Here is a 17,346-nt window from a genome sequence, read left to right on the forward strand (position 1 = left end):
TAACGGCTTCGATCTATACGTCTTTATGACCGTTTTCTGACAACCGCTCGATTGTGCGGTCCCGCCTGGTAGCGACATGCCCCTGCAATCGTCCGTGCGTGCGTCGAAGAAGCCCCTCCGTCTCGACGACGAGGTTCGTTTTCTCCGTTCATGGATGGAGAAGCCGCTGCATATGGGCGCGGTGATGCCGTCAGGACGGCTGCTGGCCCGCACCATGGCGCAATATGTCGATGCTGATGCGGAAGGTCCGGTGGTCGAGCTTGGACCCGGCACCGGGGCGATCACCAACGCGCTGATCGAGCATGGCGTCGATCAAAAGCGGCTCGTGCTGGTCGAATACAATCCCGGTTTCTGCGCATTGCTGCGCGAACGCTATCCGCAGGCCAAGGTGGTCCAGGGTGACGCCTACAGGCTTCGCGATACGCTGTGGGAGGTGCTGAAGTCTCCGGCCTCCGCGATGGTCTCCGGCCTGCCGCTGGTCACCAAGCCGATGTTGACCCGTCTCAGGCTGGTTCGCGACGCCTTCCTGGCGCTCGCTCCCGGTGCGCCCTTCGTGCAGTTCACCTATTCGGTGGTGCCCCCGATTCCGAAGTCGCTGCCCGGCGTGTCCACAGAGGCGTCCGAGCGGATCTGGATGAACCTTCCGCCCGCGCGGGTCTGGGTGTATCGCAAGGGCTGATCGCCCTGCGGTGTCGCGCTGGGCGGCGCGCGCCCTAACCGCGATTTCGAAATGTCCGCGCTGAAAATCCTCGTGATCCCGGGATCGCTTCGATCCGGCTCGCTCAATACGAAGCTGGCTGCCGTGCTGGCACATGAGCTCGCGCAGCTGGGGGCCGACGTCACGCGCATCTCGCTCGGCGATTTTCCGCTGCCGATCTATGACGGCGACCTGCAGGCGAAATCGGGCGTGCCGCAGCATGCCGTCAATTTGAAGCGGATGATCGGCGCCCACCATGGCGTCCTGATCGTGACGCCAGAATACAATTCCTCGGTGCCGGCGCTGGTGAAGAACACCATCGACTGGGTAAGCCGCGTGCAGGATCCGCACGAGGCCCGCGGCCAGGTGTTCCATGGCCGCGCTTTCGCGATCGCAGCCGCATCCGGCAACCGGCTCGGCGGCACGCGCGCGCTGGCGGCGCTGCGCCTGATCCTGTCGGCGTGCCACGCCACCGTGATCCCGAGCCAGCTCGCGCTGTCATTCGCCGAGCAGGCCTATGACGATATGGATCATCTGAAGCACCAGGCCGACATCGACGCGATGCGGGGACTGGTGCGGCAGCTGGTCGACTATTCCCAACGCATGATGTGAGGTGACATGCACCCAGCCAAGATCGCTCCAAGAGACCGGTTGATTGCAGCGCTCGACCTGCCGTCCGTCGCTAGCGCCGAGGCGATGATCGACAGGCTCGGCGACAGCGTCACCTTCTACAAGATCGGTTATCAGCTCGGTTATGCCGGCGGCCTCACGCTCGCGAAGCAGCTCGCAGGCAGCGGCAAGAAGGTGTTTCTCGATCTCAAGCTGCACGACATCGGCAATACGGTCGCGCGCGGGGTCGAAAGCGTCGCTGGTCTCGGCGCCACCTTCCTCACCGTGCATGCCTATCCGCAGACCATGAAGGCGGCAGTCGAGGCGCGCGCCGGCTCTACCCTGAAGATCCTCGCGGTGACGGTGCTGACCTCCTACGATGACAACGATCTTCAGGCCGCGGGCTACCGCCTCAGCGTCTCCGATCTCGTCGAAGCGCGCGCCAGGCAGGCGCAGGCGCTCGGTGTCGACGGTCTCGTCAGCTCGCCCGAGGAAGCCGCAGCCTTGCGCAAGATCGTGGGCGTTCAGATGAACCTGGTGACGCCGGGCATCCGCCCCGCGGGCTCCGCGACCGGCGACCAGAAGCGCATCATGACGCCGGCCCGTGCGATCGCCGCCGGCGCCGACTATCTGGTGGTCGGGCGTCCGGTGATGGAAGCTGCCGATCCGAAGGCCGCAGCCGAAGCCATTCACGCCGAAATCGCCGAGGCGCTCGCCTGAACAACAACGAGGGAGAACAGAGATGGCGAAGGGATACTGGATTGGACGCGTCGACGTTCACAATGAAGAGGGCTACAAGCCCTACATCGCGGCGAACCCGGCGATCTTCCAGAAATTCGGCGGCAAGTTCATTGTTCGCGGCGGCAAGTTCACCGGCGTCGAGGGCCAGAGCCGCTCGCGCAACGTCGTGATCGAATTCCCGGACTATCAGACCGCGCTCGCCTGCTACAACTCGCCGGAATACCAGGCCAACCTCAAGGTGCGGCAGCCGCATTCGATCGCCGACCTGATCATCATCGAGGGGCACGACAGCCCGTAGCCCGGACACCAGGCCGCCGGCTCGATTGCCGGGAACAGCCGTGGGATTCGTCCGTTAGAGCCATGATTTCGGCCCGGAAAAGCGGTTTCCCCTTTTCCGGATCATGCTTTATACGGCCTGCAGAGGTGAGCCATGGCTGACATGCGTCTGATTGTTGCGGGAGCCGGCGGCCGGATGGGCCGCACGCTGACGCGGGTGATTTCCGAAACCCCGGGGGCGGTGCTGGTCGGCGCGCTGGAAGCGCCGGGCTCGGAGCTGCTCGGCAAGGACGCCGGCGTGCTCGCCGGCCTTCCCGCCAATGGCGTCGCGCTGTCGGCCGATCTGTGGTCGATGTCGGCGGGCGCCGACGGCATCCTGGATTTCACCGTACCGGCCGCGACCATCGCCAATGTCGCGATCGCGGCCGAGCGCGGCCTCGTCCACGTCATCGGCACCACCGGCATGTCGCAGTCCGACGATGCGGTGATCCGGAGCGTCACCGACCGTGCCATCGTCGTGAAGTCGGGCAATATGAGCCTCGGCGTCAATCTGCTCGCCGCGCTGGTCAAGCGCGTCGCGCAATCGCTCGACCAGAGTTTTGACATCGAAATTCTCGAGCTGCACCACAAGTCCAAGATCGATGCGCCGTCGGGCACCGCCCTGATGCTCGGCGAAGCCGCCGCTGCCGGACGCAAGATCGCGCTCGATCAGCATTGGGCGCGGGGCCGCGATGGCCTGACCGGCGCGCGGCGTGCGGGCGATATCGGCTTTGCCTCGTTGCGCGGCGGCACCGCGGCCGGCGATCACAGCGTGATCTTTGCCGGTCCCTCGGAGCGCATCACGCTGTCGCATCATGCCGAGGACCGCGCGCTGTTCGCGCAGGGCGCGCTGAAGGCGGCGCTGTGGGCACATGGCAAGAAGCCCGGCATGTACTCGATGGCCGACGTGCTCGGGTTGAGCGACTGAGATCGCCCGACGAGATCAAATCCAGCTAAGCGAAACGGAATCTGAAATGAGTGATCGTCTTCTTGTGCTCGTTCGTCACGGTCAGAGCGAATGGAATCTGAAGAACCTGTTCACCGGGTGGAAGGACCCTGATCTCACCGAGCAGGGCGTCGCCGAGGCCAAGGACGCCGGCCGCAAGCTGAAGGCGCAGGACCTGTCGTTCGACGTTGCCTTCACCTCCGACCTGACGCGCGCGCAGCACACGCTGAAGCTGATGCTCGCCGAGATCGGCCAGACCGGATTGCCGACCACGAGGAATCTGGCGCTCAATGAACGCGACTATGGCGATCTCTCCGGCCTCAACAAGGACGACGCCCGCAAGAAGTGGGGCGAGGACCAGGTCCTGATCTGGCGCCGTTCCTACGACGTGCCGCCGCCCGGCGGCGAAAGCCTGAAGGACACGCTGGCGCGCACGCTGCCCTATTATGTGCAGGAGATCCTGCCCGGCGTGCTGCGCGGCCAACGCACGCTGATCGCCGCCCACGGCAATTCGCTGCGCGCGCTGATCATGGTGCTGGAGAAGCTTTCGCCGGAGCAGATTCTCAAGCGCGAGCTCGCGACCGGCGCTCCGGTGGTCTATCGGCTCAACGCCGATTCCACGGTTGCATCGAAGGTCGATCTCGCGGCGTAGGCTGAGGAGGCGATCAGCCTCTTCGATCCGTCATCCTGAGGAGCGCGAAGCGCGTCTCGAAGGATGCACGGCCACTGGCCGGGCCGTCGACCCTTCGAGACGCGCGCATAAGCGCGCTCCTCAGGGTGACGGTGAGAGGCCGGACGCTTCGCTTGAAGACGATCAGTGCAAGCCCACCTGGCCGGCTTCCCAGCCGAGCATTGCCTGCTTGCGGGTGATGCCCCAGTGATAGCCGGTCAGCGCACCGCTCTTGCCGAGTGCGCGATGGCAGGGCACCACGAACGACACCGGGTTGCGGCCGACCGCGGCGCCGACGGCGCGCGAGGCCTTCGGGTTGCTGATCTTGCAGGCGATGTCGGAATAGCTCACCGCGCGACCCATCGGCACTTTGAGCAGCGTTTCCCACACCCGCACCTCGAAGTCGGTGCCGATCAGGACCACGCGCAGGGGCTGGTCCGCCCGCCACAGCCGTGTATCGAACACGCGCTGCGCCAGTGCGGTGGTGCCGCCGGTGTCCTCGACAAAGGTCGCGTTCGGCCAGCGCCGCTTCATGTCGGCAAATGAGGTCTGCTCATCGCCGGGATCGGCGAAGGCAAGCCCAGCGAGCCCGCGGTCCGTTGCGATCACGATCGCGGTGCCGAACGGCGAGGGATGGAAGCCGTAGCGCAGCGTCATGCCGCCGCCGCCGGTCTTCCATTCGCCGGGCGACATCGCCTCATGCGTGACGAACAGATCGTGCAGCCGTCCCGGCCCCGACAGGCCCGAGTCGAGCGCCGCGTCGAGCACGCTTGCGGAATCGCGCAGCAGGTGCTTGGCGTGATCGAGCGTCAGCGCCTGCATGAAAGCCTTCGGCGTCAGCCCGGCCCAGCGGCGGAACAGATGGTGCAGTTCATCGGGCGTGACGGCGGCGGCATCCGCCATCGCTTCGATGGTCGGCTGCGTGCGCCATTGCTCCGAGATGAACGCGATGGCGCGCCGCACCGAATCATAGTCGCGCAGCGCGGCGTTCTGGGGGCCCGGCTTGGCTAGGCGCTGGTCATGTATGGCGAGTGTCATCATGGTGTCTGATTTAGGAGCCATGGCGCATCCAAACCACCCGATTTCTGACAAGCATGATCCGGAAAAGTGGGGACCGGTTTTCCGACAAGATCATGCTCAAATGAGCTTACTCAAGCGATGGGGTTGTAGGTCGGGCCGCGTTTCGCGGTGTTCAGCGCCGCCGTCAAGGCTTTGGAAAAGCTAGCCTTTTCATCGGGGCTGAGGAAGCTGCCGATGCTGATCCGGCGGCCCCGGGACACCAGATAAAGCCGCTCGATGCCGAATTCTTCGTGCGAGATCTGCTCGAACCGCACCCAGAGCGGATTGAGCACCCATTCCGCCACATGGCCGCGGTGACTGATCCGGCGGACCCGCAGTTCCGACGGCGTCACCGTGATCTCCTCGCTCGCTCTGGCGGTACGGAAATTGACCTTGAACGCCCAGTAGATCACCAGCACGTCGAGCCAGAAGAAGCCGAAGATCGGCCAGGCGCCCAGCCACCAGAACACCACGCCGGCGATGAAGCTGACCACGGTGACGAACGACATCAGCACGATAAAGCCCGTGCGGTTCAGCGAGCGGTGCGGCGTCAGCAATGCCGAGAACAGCTTTGGCTCGGCCCCGGCGTCATCAGCCTCGAGGTCACCAGTCTCAACATTACTGGCCCTGAGGTCGTCGCTCGGATCAAAGTCGTTGCCTGCGGTCATGACGTATCAGTATATCCCGTTCATGGCCAAAATCATCCGCCCTCAACGCGCCAGCTCATCAAGCGTTCGGTCCGCGCCGAAGAAGGCCGCGAAAACGCCAAAGCCGCCGCCCAAACGCGCGGCAAAGACGGCGGCCAAGAGGGCCGTCAAGAAGGCCGCAAAACCAAAGCCGTGGACGGCAGAGGAGGTCTACGAGGCCTTCGACCGGTTCCGCAAAGCCAATCCCGAGCCGAAGGGCGAGCTCGAGCATCTCAACCCCTACACGCTGCTGGTTGCGGTGGTGCTGTCGGCACAGGCGACCGACGCCGGCGTCAACAAGGCGACACGGGCGTTGTTTGCGATCGCTGACACGCCGGAGAAGATGCTTGTGCTCGGCGAAGACAAAGTGCGCGAGTACATCAAGACCATCGGGCTCTATCGCAACAAGGCGAAGAACGTCATCGCGCTTTCTGAGAAGTTGATCGCCGAATTCGGCAGCGAGGTGCCGCGCACCCGCGCCGAGATCGAGTCATTGCCCGGTGCCGGTCGCAAGACCGCGAATGTCGTGCTCAACATGGCATTCGGCGAACACACGATGGCGGTCGACACCCATGTGTTTCGCGTCGGCAACCGCACCGGGCTCGCGCCCGGCAAGACGCCGCTCGAGGTCGAGCTCGAACTCGAGAAGGTGATCCCGACCGAGTTCATGCTGCACGCCCATCACTGGCTGATCCTGCATGGCCGCTATACCTGCCTCGCCCGCGGGCCGCGTTGCGAAGTATGTCTGATCAATGATCTTTGCCGGTGGCCGGAAAAGACCATCTGAGCCATGATCGTCTTCATGTGCTAACCGATTGTCTCGCGTTCCGGCGTAACCGAGGGAGTGAGGCGTGACAGAGCAGGTTCAGGGCGGTCCGTCACAAGCCAGTCAGACCGCGCCTGCACCGGTACCGGCGCCAGCCAAGCCGCAGCCTGCGGCGAGCAATTTCTGGGGCCGCTTCGCCATTCCGCTGTTTGCCGTGCTCGCCGCGCTCACCTTTGTCGCGGTGGCGACCACGCGCTGGGATGCGTGGGTCGGCAGCGCCACGATCCAGACCACCGATGATGCCTATGTGCGCGCCGAGCTGACCCAGCTCTCCAGCCGCGTGTCCGGCGAAGTTCTGACCGTCGCTATCTCCGATTTCCAGCGCGTCAAGGCCGGCGATCTGCTGGTGCAGATCGATCCCGCGGACTACCAGGCCCAGGTCGCGCAGGCCGAGGCCGGCGTGGTCGGCGCGCAGGCCGTGCTCGACAACCTCAACAACCAGGTCGAGCTGCAATATGCGACCATCGCGCAGGCCGAGGCTTCGCGATTGTCCGCGGAGGCGCAGCAGACGTTGGCTCGCCAGGAGCAAGAGCGTCAGCAGTCGCTGTCGCAAACCGATGCCGGCACGCGGCAACGGCTCGAGCAGGCAACCGCATCCTATGCCAAGGCAGAGGCCGATGTTCAGGCCAGCCGCGCGGTGATCGCTGCGCAGCGCCATCAGCTCGAGGTCCTGCAGGGCACCAAGAAGCAGCGCGCCGCCGATCTCGACGCCGCCAAGGCGCAGCTCGCTCAGGCCAGGCTCAAGCTCGGCTACACGAAGATCGTAGCGCCGTTCGACGGCGTCACCGGCGAGCGCCAGGTGCAGCCGGGCGACTACGTCAACATCGGCACCAATCTGATCAATGTCGTGCCGCTGCCAAACGTCTATGTGATCGCCAATTACAAGGAAACCCAGCTGACCAACGTCAGGCCGGGCCAGCCGGTCGAGGTCACCGTGGATACTTTCTCCGGCCAGAAGCTGCGCGGCGTCGTCGAGCGCATCGCGCCGGCGAGCGGATCGCAATTCGCACTGCTGCCGCCCGACAACGCCACCGGCAATTTCACCAAGGTGGTGCAGCGCATCCCGGTGCGGATCCAGTTCGAGAAGAACCAGCCCTTGCTCGAGCGGCTACTGCCGGGCATGTCGGTCGTCACGCGGATCAACACCGGCGAGGCGGCCGCCAATGGTGGAAAGTGACGACCGCGGTCATGGTCCGGTCTCGCGCGGCGACATCGCGCGCTTTCCGCTGTTCGCCGTGGGCGCGGTGCTGCTCGGCGCGTTCCTGGCGAATTTCGACAGCCGCCTGACCACGGTCGGGTTGCCCGACCTGCGCGGCGCGTTCTCGCTCAGCTTCGACGAGGGGGCCTGGCTCTCGACCGCCGCGATCGGCTCGCAGATCTTCGTCGCGCCCGCAGTGGCCTGGCTCGCCACCGCGTTCGGGCTGCGGCGCGTGCTGGGGGTCCCGAGCCTGATCTACGCCGTGGTCTCCCTGATCATTCCGTTCGTGCGCGACTACACGACGTTGATCGCGCTCAGCGTCGCGCACGGCATGCTGCTCGGCACCTTCGTGCCGGCGACCCTGATGATCATCCTGCGCAACCTGCCGATCCGCTGGTGGCTGCCGGCGATCGCGATGTATTCGATCCGGGTCGGTTTTGCGCTGGACTCATCGAGCTCGCTGGTCGGCTATTATGTCGAGCACCTCGGCTGGCAATGGCTGTATTGGCAGGGCGCGGTGGTGGCGCCGCTGATGGGCCTGATGGTCTATCTCGGCACGCCCAACGAGCCCGTCAATCGCGACCTTCTGCGCAATGCCGATTGGGGCGGCATGCTGTTGCTTGGCGCCGGAGTGTCGATGGTCTATGCCGGACTCGACCAGGGCAACCGGCTGGACTGGCTGTCGTCGGGCACGGTGATGGCGCTCCTGATCGGCGGCGGATTGTTGATCATTGGCTTCATGATCAACGAGACCTTGGTGCGCCAGCCCTGGGCACATTTCAACGTGCTGTTCTCGCGCAATATCGGGCTCTCGCTGATCGTCATCCTGCTCTACACGCTGACCAGCCTGTCGAATTCGTCGCTGGTGCCGAACTTCCTCGGCTCCGTCGGTGCGCTGCGGCCGGAGCAATCGGGCGTGCTGCTGTTCACCTATGGCGCGCTGCCGATGTTCGTGCTGGTGCCGGTCTCGATTGTCCTGCTCCGTCACCTCGATCCGCGCGTCGTCGTGGTGCTCGGCTTCTCGGCATTCGCTGCGGCCAATCTCTGGGGCACCCAGCTGAGCCATGTCTGGGCGCGGGAGGATTTTGTCGGCATCGTGCTGTTGCTGTCGGTCGGGCAGGCGCTCACGCTGCTGCCGATCATCATGATGGCGCTGTCGAACTCCGATCCGTCACGGGCGACGGCGTTCGCAGCCTATATCCAGATCTGCCGGCTCGGCGGCGCCGAGATCGGCATCGCACTGATGGGCACCTGGCTGCGGGTTCGCGAGCAGATCCACTCGAACTATCTTGGGCAATACGTCCAGAGTGGCGATGCCGACGTCGTGCACCGGCTGCAGCGGTTGACGGAGGGTTTTTCCGGTCACGGCATTGGGGCAGCGACGGGCCGCGCCGTCGGCACGCTTGCGGCACTGGTGCAGCGCGAGGCCAACACGCTCGCCTATATTGACGGCTTCTGGCTCTGCTTCTGGCTCGCGATGCTGGCGCTGTTCCTGGTCGCCCTGATCAAGCGCGCACCGGCCGGCCCGCTGTCGCCGGTGCCGTTTGGCTTCGTGAAGAACGTGATGCGCAAGTTCGGCGCAGCGGCTTCCTGATCGAGCCTGCGCGCTGTGATTTGCGCGAGGCGCGGCACTGATATCGCCGGCGGGTCAACTTATAGTGAATGCAGTGCTCTCACCTGTGTGGTGAGCGTCTGAAATATTTTGCTAATCGCGCGGTTCCACACAGCGGGGGAACCGGAGCTACGATGAGCTACAACAGGCAGACGGCCGCGCTTGTCTCCATGGCGACCGCGGTTCCACCGCATCGATTCCACCAGGGACAAGTCCTGCAGGCCGCGCGAAACCTTCTGGCCGACCGCTATCCCGAATTCGAGACGCTCTCCAGCCTGTTCGCCAACACCGGCATTCAGCGTCGCTACGGCGTGAAGCCGATCGAATGGTATCTCGAACGGCGCAGTTGGCCGGAGCGGACGCAAGCCTTTCTCGAGGGTGCGGAGGCGCTGTATGTCGACGTCGCCCGCAAGGCGATCGCCCGTGCCAACCTGACCGGCAGCGACATCGATATCGTCGTCACGGTGTGTTCGACCGGCATCGCCACGCCGACGCTGGATGCGCGCGTCGCCGGCAAGCTCGGACTGCGAACGGATGTGTCGCGCGTGCCGGTGTTTGGCCTCGGCTGCGCCGGCGGCGTGTCGGGCCTGTCGATCGCATCGAGGCTGGCGGAAGCGCGACCGGGTGCCAACGTGCTGCTGGTCGCGCTCGAGCTCTGCACGCTCGCGGTCCGGCACGACGAACTCACCAAGGCGAATATCGTGGCGGCCAGCCTGTTCGGCGATGGCGCCGCCGCGATCGTGCTACGCGCCGGAGACGGTGGTGCGACGCGGATCGAGGCGTCCGGCGAAAAGCTGTGGCCAGACACGCTCGACATCATGGGCTGGACGGTCGATCCGGAAGGATTCGGCGTCGTCTTTCAGCGCACCATTCCGGATTTTGTCCGCGACAACCTCGGGCCGGCCGTTGCCGAAATTCTGACGCGGATGCAGCTGACGGCCGGCGATATCGACCGCTTCCTCTGCCATCCCGGCGGCACCAAGGTCATCGCCGCGCTGGAGCGCGCGCTTGCGCTCGATCAGGGCACGCTCGACCACGAACGCGAGGTCATCGCTGCTTGCGGCAACATGTCGGCCCCGACGGCTCTCTTTGTCCTCGAACGCGCCCGCGCCAAGGGATTGCCGCCACGCTCGCTGCTCACGGCGCTCGGGCCCGGCTTCACGCTCAGCTGCGTTGCGCTCAGGCACGCGGCGTGAGCTTCGCGTCGATCATCCTTGCGCTGGTCACGCTGCAGCGTCTCGGCGAGCTCGTGCTCGCGCATCGCAACACGGCGCGACTGCTGGCGCGAGGCGCGATCGAGGTCGGCGCCAATCACTACCCGCTCATCGTGCTGGTTCACGCCGGCTGGCTGATCGCGCTGTGGATCTGGGGCCGCGACCAGGATGTCAATCTGGCCGCGCTCGCGGCCTTTCTGCTGCTGCAAGGCCTGCGGCTGTGGGTGCTCGCCGCGCTCGGGCCGCGATGGACCACGCGGATCATCGTGCTGCCGGGCGCGCCGCTGGTCGCGTCCGGGCCTTACCGGCTTTTCCCGCATCCAAACTATGCCGTCGTCGTCGGTGAAATCGCGCTGCTGCCGTTCGCACTGCATCTGCCGGTGCTGGCGCTGATCTTCACCGTCCTCAATCTCGCGGTGCTTGCCATCCGGATTCGCGCCGAGAGCCGCGCGCTCTCCGTGTCCGGCTGGCCGCGCCCACGCTCGCCATGAGCGGCCGGGCGGGGCACTGCACCGACAGCCCATCGGCTGCAACCTGGGCCGGCTTTCTGCTGATGTGCCTCGGCATGTTCATGGCGATCCTCGACATCCAGGTCGTCGCGACCTCGTTGCCGACGATCCAACGCGCGCTTGCGATCTCGCCGGCGGCGATGAGCTGGATCCAGACCGCCTATCTGATCGCGGAGGTGATCGCTATCCCGCTGACCGGATTGTTCACGCATGCGCTGTCGTTGCGATGGCTGTTTGTCATCGCCGTCAGCCTGTTCACGGTCGCGTCGATCGGCTGCGCCTTCAGCGGCGGTTTCGCCGTGCTGCTGGTATTTCGCGTGCTGCAGGGATTTTCCGGCGGCGTGCTGATCCCCGCGGTGTTCTCCGCCGTGTTCATCCTGTTCCCGGCGCGCCTTCACGCGGTGGCCACCACGATCGGCGGCGTCGTCGCGGTGCTTGCACCGACCATTGGACCCGTCGTCGGCGGCTGGATCACGCAGACCTGGTCATGGCCGTGGCTGTTCCTGATCAATGTTGTCCCCGGAGTAATTGCGGCCTCCGTCACATCGTTGCTGCTTCCGAGGGACGCTGTGCATCTGCGGGTGCTCTCCAGGCTGGACAAATGGTCGCTCGTGCTGCTCGCGGCCGCACTCGCAAGCTTCATGATTGGCCTGAAGGAAGCGCCGCAACGCGGCTGGCTCTCGATGCTTTGCGTCAGCTTGCTGATCGGAAGCATCGTCGGGATGGCGCTGCTGATCCGGCGCACGCTCCGCGCGGCATATCCGATTGCGCAATTGAACCTGTTCAGGCGGCGTTCGTTCGCGGTCGGTTGCGCCCTGAGCTTCTGCCTCGGCATCGGCCTGTATGGATCGACCTATCTGATGCCGGTGTTTCTCGGCTTCGTTCGCCGCCATGATGCCTTCGAGATCGGCACGATCATGCTGGTCACCGGAGTTGCGCAGCTGATCGCAGCGCCGCTCGCGGCAATCCTCGAGAGCCGCATCGGCGCGCGGTGGTTGACCGGTGCGGGCTTCGCCTTGTTCGCGCTCGGTCTCGGCCTCAGCGCGTTTCAGCCCCGCACGGCGGATTTCGGCGAGATGTTCTGGCCGCAGGTCGTGCGCGGCGTCGCGATCATGTTCTGCCTGCTGCCGCCGACGCGCATTGCGTTGGGCGCGCTGCCGGAGGCGGAGGTTGCCGACGCCAGCGGACTGTTCAACCTGATGCGCAATCTCGGCGGCGCAATCGGGATCGCCCTGATCGACACCATCCTCTACGGCCGAAGCTCGATCTACGGCGAGGATTTCCGTGCGCGCCTGCTGGCCGGCGATGTCACCGCGGCGCAGGCGATCGGGCTCGATCCAAAATTGCTGATCGACCGTCCGCCGGGGCCACCGGATGAAGCGACAATCGCGTTCATCCGGCCGTTGGTCGAGCGGGCATCGCTCGCGCTCACCGTCAACGAGGCATGGGCGATGCTCGCCTGCGTGGCGATCATTGGGCTGCTGCTGGTGCCACTGGCGCGCGATCGGGTGCCGGCATCGCTGCCGGTGCCGGCAGATCCGGCCTAGACCGAGGGCACGTTGCTTCGCCGCGCCGGCTCGATCACCTCGCGCCGGGGACCTGACAGCCGCTTGTACATGTGCACCATGAACGCCATGCCGAACAGCGGCGTCGCCAGATTGACGATCGGGATCGAGACGAAGGCCGCGATGAACAGGCCGGCGGTGAACACGGTCGCCGCATTCTCCTTGCGCATCGCCTTGGCGTCATCAGGCGAGCGGAACCGCATCGCCGCGAGCTCGAAATATTCGCGGCCGAGCAGCCAGGCGGTCGCGATGAAGAAGATGATGAAGCCCGCGCCCGCGAACAGCACGAACGGCAGCGCGACCAGGTAGACCAAAATCGTCAGCAGCGCCGTCTTGACGCCCTCGATCGTGGCGATTGTGACCGGCAGCGCCGTGCCGGGATGGTCGGCCGGATAGTGCTCGCGCTCGACATGGTCGGCGACGTCGTCGACAAACAAGCTCGCAACCAGCGAGGTGATCGCGGGCATCAGGAAGATGCCGCCGAGCACGACGCCAAGGCCTGCCGAGATCGAGATGATCCAGGACAGCACGTGCAGCGTGGAATGGAAGTTGGGGCCGAGCATGCCTTCGGCCCAGACCTCGCCAGTGTCGGCAAACCAGCTCAATAGCCGCTGCAAGCCGATCGCCAGCACGGTGATCAGCACCAGCGCAAGCCCGATCGAACGCCACAGGATCGTGCGCATTGGCGGCGACAGGATTTGCGAAAGCGCCTTGACGGCGGCGTCCAACATGACTGGGGTACCTCTGCAGAATGACGAGCGCAGAGGTAGACACCCAATATGGCTTCGGCAAGTGCCGTTTATGTCGCGATCAGGCGTCGAGCGGCTTGCCGCGGACGTTCGGTCCCCAGACACCGACAGCAATGATCACGATGAGCATCGCCGCGGTGATCAGGCCGAACACCCCGCTGACGCCGGCCTCCTTCAACATGAACGCCACGATGAAGCCGGAGAAGGTCGCGCTGAGCCGGCTCATCGAATAGACCAGCCCCGCGGCGCGGGCCCGGATCGCGGTCGGGAATACCTCGGTCTGATAGGCGTGATAGGCGTAGGACAGGGTCATGTTGGCGCCGGTCACCAGCACGCCGCTGGCGATCAGCAGCACCGGCTCGGTGAGCTGCGCGAACGCGAGGCCGAACACCGAGATCGCGGCAGCCGCGCCGCAGATGATCCATTTGCGCTCGAAGCGATCGGCAAAGGTTGCGGCCAACAGCGGTGCCAGCGGATAGGCGAACGCGATGATGAAGGAATATTGCAGGCTCTTGGTGACGTTGATGCCCTTCTCGACCAGCAGCGCCGGAACCCAGTTGGAAAAGCCGTAGACGCCGAACGCCTGACAGAAATTGAAGATCATGAACAGCACGACGAGCGAAGCGTAAGGCGGCCTGAACAAATCGGCGTAGCCGGTCCTGACCGGCGCACGTGCCGGCACCATCGTGACCGTGGGGGCGGGGCGCGGAGCAGCCGCACCCGATGAGGCCTCGAGCGTTCGCATGATCCTCTCGGCCTCGGCAACGCGGCCGTGGCGGGCCAGCCAGAGCGGGCTTTCCGGCACGTAGAGCCGCAGCACCCAGATCACCATGCTGGCGGCCGCGCCGATCAGCACCACCCAGCGCCAGCCGTCGATGCCGTGCGGCGTGAGCGGCACCAGCCACCACGCAAGTGCTGCGACGATCGGCACCGCCGACAGCATCACCGCCTGGTTGATCGCAAAGGCCCGGCCGCGCATCCAGCTCGGCACCAGCTCGGTGATGTAGGCATCGATGGTGATGATCTCGATGCCGATGCCGATTCCGGCGACGAAGCGCCACAGCAAGAGGCCGCCAGGCGTGGTCTGGCACGCCATGATGATCGAGGCCGCGCTGTAGAACAGCAGGGAATAGGTGAAGACGGCCTTGCGACCGTAACGATCGGCGAGGAAGCCGAGGCAGAAGGTGCCGATGAAGAGGCCGGCGAAGGTCGCGGCGACGAAGGCGCCGATGCCGGAGAAGCCGAAGAAGGCCTGCGTCGTCGTGGTCATCAGCCCGCTGCGGGCGAGGCCCGGCGCGATGTAGCCGGTGAAGAACAGATCATAGATCTCGAAGCAGCCGCCGAGCGAGAGCAGGATCACCAGCCGCCAGACATAGGCGGAGGTGGGCAGCGCCTCGAGCCGCCGCGAAATCCCGTCGGGCCCGGCTGTCGTTTTGGCGAGATCGGCAACCGAGCCGAGTTCGACGGCGCTCATGATGGTCCTCCCCGTATGGTCCAGCGGCCGCCGTTCTTGTGAGGTCGTGCCGGTCACGCATGTTTGGCAGCCGGAAGCCAGAAATCCAGACGAACATATCGAAGAGATCGTTCGATATTTTCGATAGCGCTGTTTCCGACGCGCTTTCTTCACGCGAACCGGTGCCCATTTCGCATCGAGTGCGGGCAGGCTCCGCTTGAAAGCGCTTTAGATCAGGAGCGTCGCCTCCCACGCGCCACGGCCGACCTGTTCGGCGATCAGGGAGCGGATCAGCCGGCACATTTCCTCCATGACATAGGTCATCGGCCGGTTGCGCAGGCGGCACAGATAGAGCGTGCGGTTCAGCTTGGGTTCGATCACCTCGCGTGCGACCAGCGCCCCTGCCTGCAACGGCTCTCTCACGAAGTGCGTCGTCGCGATGGTGCAGCCGAGGCCCGCGGTCAGGGCGCCGATCATGCCGCTGGTTGAATTGAGATGCAGGATGGCGTTGGCCTCCAGCCGCTTCAGCGGCACGGGGTCGTCCAGCAGGGCGCGGGCCGACAGCCCGTGCCGGAGCAGGATCAGCGGCAGTTGCGCAACCTGCTCGAACGTGATCGGTCTTTTCTTGCCGATCAATTTCTCGGTGCCGACGCAGAACATCTGCTCCTCCAGCACCGGCTCGGCGATCAGGTCCTTTTCCGAGGGCGGATTGTAGACCAGCGCCAGGTCGACCTCCGAGCTCATCAAATGCAGCAGTGTCGCGCCGGAGAGACTTTCGGTCAGCGCCAGCTTCAGGTTCGGATACTTCGTCAGCACCGTCCGCATCAACGGCACGCCGATTGCCTTCATCCCGGAATTGGCCATGCCGATCGAGATGTCGCCGGCGATCTCGCTGCCGCCCTCCTTGATCTCGCGCTCGGCCGCCGCCATCGCGCGCAGGATGATGCGGGCGTGCTCATAGAGCCGCTCGCCCGCCGCGGTCGGTTCCATGCCGCGCGGCTTGCGCTCAAACAGCGGCGTGGCAAATTCCGCCTCGAGATTGGCGATGTGATGGCTCAGCGCGGACTGCGCGACATTGGCCTGGTCCGCCGCCCGCGACAGGTTGCGCTGCTCGTAAACCGCGATGAAATAGCGAAGCTGGCGGGAATCCATGAGGGTTCAGCGTTCTAGAACCGCGAATACACTATTCGACAGATTATATTTTTCAGATAGCGTGCGGAAGCCTAACCTGCGCCGATAGCAAAGCGTTTTCGAGCGAAGCGGGTACCGATTCGCCTGAAGAAAACGCGTCAGAACAAGAGCGCAACGAGTACGGAGAAACCGATGACCGGGAGCGGACTGCCGCTGGAGGGCGTGAGGGTCGTCGAGATGACCCACATGGTGATGGGGCCGACCTGCGGGATGATCCTGGCGCAACTCGGCGCCGAGGTGATCAAGGTCGAGCCTCCCGCCGGCGACAAGACCCGCTCGCTCGGCGGCATGGGCGTGTCGTTCTTCCCGCTGTTCAACCGCGGCAAGCGCAGCGTGGTGCTGGATTTCGCCAAGCCCGAGGACCGCGACACGATGCACCGGCTGCTCGCTAGCGCCGACGTGTTCCTGGAGAACTTTCGCGACGGCCAGCTCGACAAGCAGGGCCTCGGCGCCGATGAGTTGCGCGCGAAATATCCGCAGCTGATTATCGCCGGCCACAAGGGCTTTCTGTCGGGCCCTTACGATCATCGCCCGGCGCTGGATGAGGTCGTGCAGATGATGTCGGGCCTCGCGGCGATGACCGGCACACGCGACAAGCCGCAGCGCGTCGGTTCCTCCGCCAACGACATCATGGGCGGTATGTTCGGGGTGATCTCGATCCTGGCCGCGCTCTACCAGAAGCGGGGCGGCAACAGGAACGGCGCGGATATTCGCATCGGCCTGTTCGAGAACTGCCTGTTCCTGGTCGCCCAGCACATGGTCGAGTACGAGATGACCGGGCGCAAGCCGCGCTCGATGCCGGAGCGCGAGCATGCCTGGCCGATCTACGACATCTTCGATGCCGCCGGCGGCGATCGCATCTTCATCGGGGTCGTCACAGAAGGCCATTGGCAGAGTTTTTGCCGCGAGTTTGGCCTGACGGAATTCGCCGACGATCCGACGCTGCGCTCCACCACGGACCGCATCATGGCGCGCGACCGAATCATTCCGCGTGTCGCCGAGGTGATCAAAGGCTGGAACGTGGCTGATCTGTCGGCCAGGCTCGACGCGCTCAACATCTGCTTCTCGCCGATCAATCGGCCCGAAGATTTGTTGCAGGACCCGCACGTGCTGCGGCCCGGCGGGCTCGTCAACAATGTGAACGCCGACGGCAAGCCGTTCCGCGTCCCCGCATTGCCGGTCGAATGGAACGGCAGCAATATCGGCGAAGGATTGAGAGTGCCGGTGCTTGGCGCCGACACCGACGCGGTGCGCGCCGAGCTGGCACAACAGAAGATTTCATCAACCGGAAACGCTGCGTGAGGCT

The 17,346-nt window shown here is 65.0% G+C and carries 18 protein-coding genes; 13 read left to right on the plus strand and 5 right to left on the minus strand.

Features of this window, described 5'->3' with window-relative positions; all coding sequences use genetic code 11:
* Window positions 1-76 precede the first annotated feature (76 nt).
* The 6 genes from HAP48_RS15650 to HAP48_RS15675 all read left to right on the plus strand — a co-directional run bounded on the left by HAP48_RS15650 (window position 77) and on the right by HAP48_RS15675 (window position 3,960).
* On the plus strand, window positions 77-679 hold the full coding sequence (locus HAP48_RS15650; RefSeq protein ID WP_166212901.1) for a class I SAM-dependent methyltransferase: 603 nt from the start codon (window positions 77-79) through the stop codon (window positions 677-679).
* Between the two features lie 51 nt (window positions 680-730).
* Window positions 731-1,309: an NADPH-dependent FMN reductase gene (locus HAP48_RS15655; RefSeq protein ID WP_166212899.1), complete on the plus strand. Its 579-nt coding sequence runs from the start codon at window positions 731-733 to the stop codon at window positions 1,307-1,309.
* A 6-nt stretch (window positions 1,310-1,315) separates the two neighbouring features.
* Window positions 1,316-2,026, plus strand: coding sequence for an orotidine-5'-phosphate decarboxylase (pyrF, locus tag HAP48_RS15660; protein ID WP_166212897.1), 711 nt, complete (start codon window positions 1,316-1,318; stop codon window positions 2,024-2,026).
* 22 nt (window positions 2,027-2,048) lie between these two features.
* Entirely contained in the window at window positions 2,049-2,345 is a 297-nt protein-coding gene (locus HAP48_RS15665; RefSeq protein ID WP_166212894.1) for a DUF1330 domain-containing protein, read from the plus strand.
* Between the two features lie 132 nt (window positions 2,346-2,477).
* Window positions 2,478-3,290 (plus strand): 4-hydroxy-tetrahydrodipicolinate reductase, encoded by an 813-nt coding sequence (gene dapB, locus HAP48_RS15670; protein ID WP_166212892.1) that lies wholly within the window; start codon window positions 2,478-2,480, stop codon window positions 3,288-3,290.
* 46 nt (window positions 3,291-3,336) lie between these two features.
* A complete protein-coding gene (locus tag HAP48_RS15675; RefSeq protein ID WP_166212890.1) occupies window positions 3,337-3,960 on the plus strand; it encodes a 2,3-bisphosphoglycerate-dependent phosphoglycerate mutase in 624 nt (207 codons plus the stop codon).
* Window positions 3,961-4,122: 162 nt separating this feature from the next.
* Here HAP48_RS15675 and HAP48_RS15680 read toward each other — a convergent pair whose 3' ends face one another.
* The gene (locus HAP48_RS15680) at window positions 4,123-5,019 is read right to left on the minus strand and encodes a methylated-DNA--[protein]-cysteine S-methyltransferase (protein WP_166216367.1); all 897 of its coding nucleotides are present in this window, start codon (window positions 5,017-5,019) and stop codon (window positions 4,123-4,125) included.
* Window positions 5,020-5,129: 110 nt separating this feature from the next.
* Window positions 5,130-5,705, minus strand: coding sequence for a DUF2244 domain-containing protein (locus tag HAP48_RS15685; protein WP_175612324.1), 576 nt, complete (start codon window positions 5,703-5,705; stop codon window positions 5,130-5,132).
* Window positions 5,706-5,727: 22 nt separating this feature from the next.
* Between HAP48_RS15685 and nth the strand changes: the two genes are divergently transcribed.
* The 6 genes from nth (at window position 5,728) to HAP48_RS15715 (ending at window position 12,629) form a co-directional block, all read left to right on the plus strand.
* Entirely contained in the window at window positions 5,728-6,510 is a 783-nt protein-coding gene (gene nth, locus HAP48_RS15690) for an endonuclease III (protein ID WP_175612424.1), read from the plus strand.
* 64 nt (window positions 6,511-6,574) lie between these two features.
* Window positions 6,575-7,726, plus strand: coding sequence for an HlyD family secretion protein (locus tag HAP48_RS15695; RefSeq protein ID WP_166212886.1), 1,152 nt, complete (start codon window positions 6,575-6,577; stop codon window positions 7,724-7,726).
* Complete coding sequence (locus HAP48_RS15700) at window positions 7,713-9,341, plus strand: MFS transporter (RefSeq protein WP_166212884.1); 1,629 nt, start codon at window positions 7,713-7,715, stop codon at window positions 9,339-9,341. Before HAP48_RS15695 ends, HAP48_RS15700 begins: the two co-directional genes overlap by 14 nt.
* Before the next feature lie 152 nt (window positions 9,342-9,493).
* Window positions 9,494-10,555, plus strand: coding sequence for a type III polyketide synthase (locus HAP48_RS15705; RefSeq protein WP_166212882.1), 1,062 nt, complete (start codon window positions 9,494-9,496; stop codon window positions 10,553-10,555).
* Window positions 10,552-11,064, plus strand: coding sequence for an isoprenylcysteine carboxyl methyltransferase family protein (locus HAP48_RS15710; RefSeq protein WP_166212880.1), 513 nt, complete (start codon window positions 10,552-10,554; stop codon window positions 11,062-11,064). The genes HAP48_RS15705 and HAP48_RS15710 overlap by 4 nt, the downstream gene beginning before the upstream one ends.
* Before the next feature lie 62 nt (window positions 11,065-11,126).
* A complete protein-coding gene (locus tag HAP48_RS15715) occupies window positions 11,127-12,629 on the plus strand; it encodes a DHA2 family efflux MFS transporter permease subunit (RefSeq protein ID WP_166216361.1) in 1,503 nt (500 codons plus the stop codon).
* On the opposite strand, the gene HAP48_RS15720 is transcribed toward HAP48_RS15715, so the two are convergent.
* The 3 genes from HAP48_RS15720 to HAP48_RS15730 all read right to left on the minus strand — a co-directional run bounded on the left by HAP48_RS15720 (window position 12,626) and on the right by HAP48_RS15730 (window position 16,001).
* Window positions 12,626-13,378, minus strand: coding sequence for a sulfate transporter family protein (locus HAP48_RS15720; protein ID WP_166212878.1), 753 nt, complete (start codon window positions 13,376-13,378; stop codon window positions 12,626-12,628). The genes HAP48_RS15715 and HAP48_RS15720 overlap by 4 nt on opposite strands.
* 79 nt (window positions 13,379-13,457) lie before the next feature.
* Window positions 13,458-14,870 carry an MFS transporter gene (locus HAP48_RS15725; protein ID WP_166212876.1) on the minus strand — a complete coding sequence of 471 codons (1,413 nt, stop codon included), beginning with the start codon at window positions 14,868-14,870 and terminating at the stop codon, window positions 13,458-13,460.
* Between the two features lie 207 nt (window positions 14,871-15,077).
* Window positions 15,078-16,001: a LysR family transcriptional regulator gene (locus HAP48_RS15730; RefSeq protein ID WP_166212874.1), complete on the minus strand. Its 924-nt coding sequence runs from the start codon at window positions 15,999-16,001 to the stop codon at window positions 15,078-15,080.
* A gap of 171 nt (window positions 16,002-16,172) precedes the next feature.
* Between HAP48_RS15730 and HAP48_RS15735 the strand changes: the two genes are divergently transcribed.
* A complete protein-coding gene (locus tag HAP48_RS15735) occupies window positions 16,173-17,342 on the plus strand; it encodes a CaiB/BaiF CoA transferase family protein (protein WP_166212872.1) in 1,170 nt (389 codons plus the stop codon).
* Window positions 17,343-17,346 lie beyond the last annotated feature (4 nt).

It is taken from the genome of Bradyrhizobium septentrionale (assembly GCF_011516645.4).
In the GTDB taxonomy this organism is placed as follows: Bacteria; Pseudomonadota; Alphaproteobacteria; order Rhizobiales; family Xanthobacteraceae; genus Bradyrhizobium; species Bradyrhizobium septentrionale.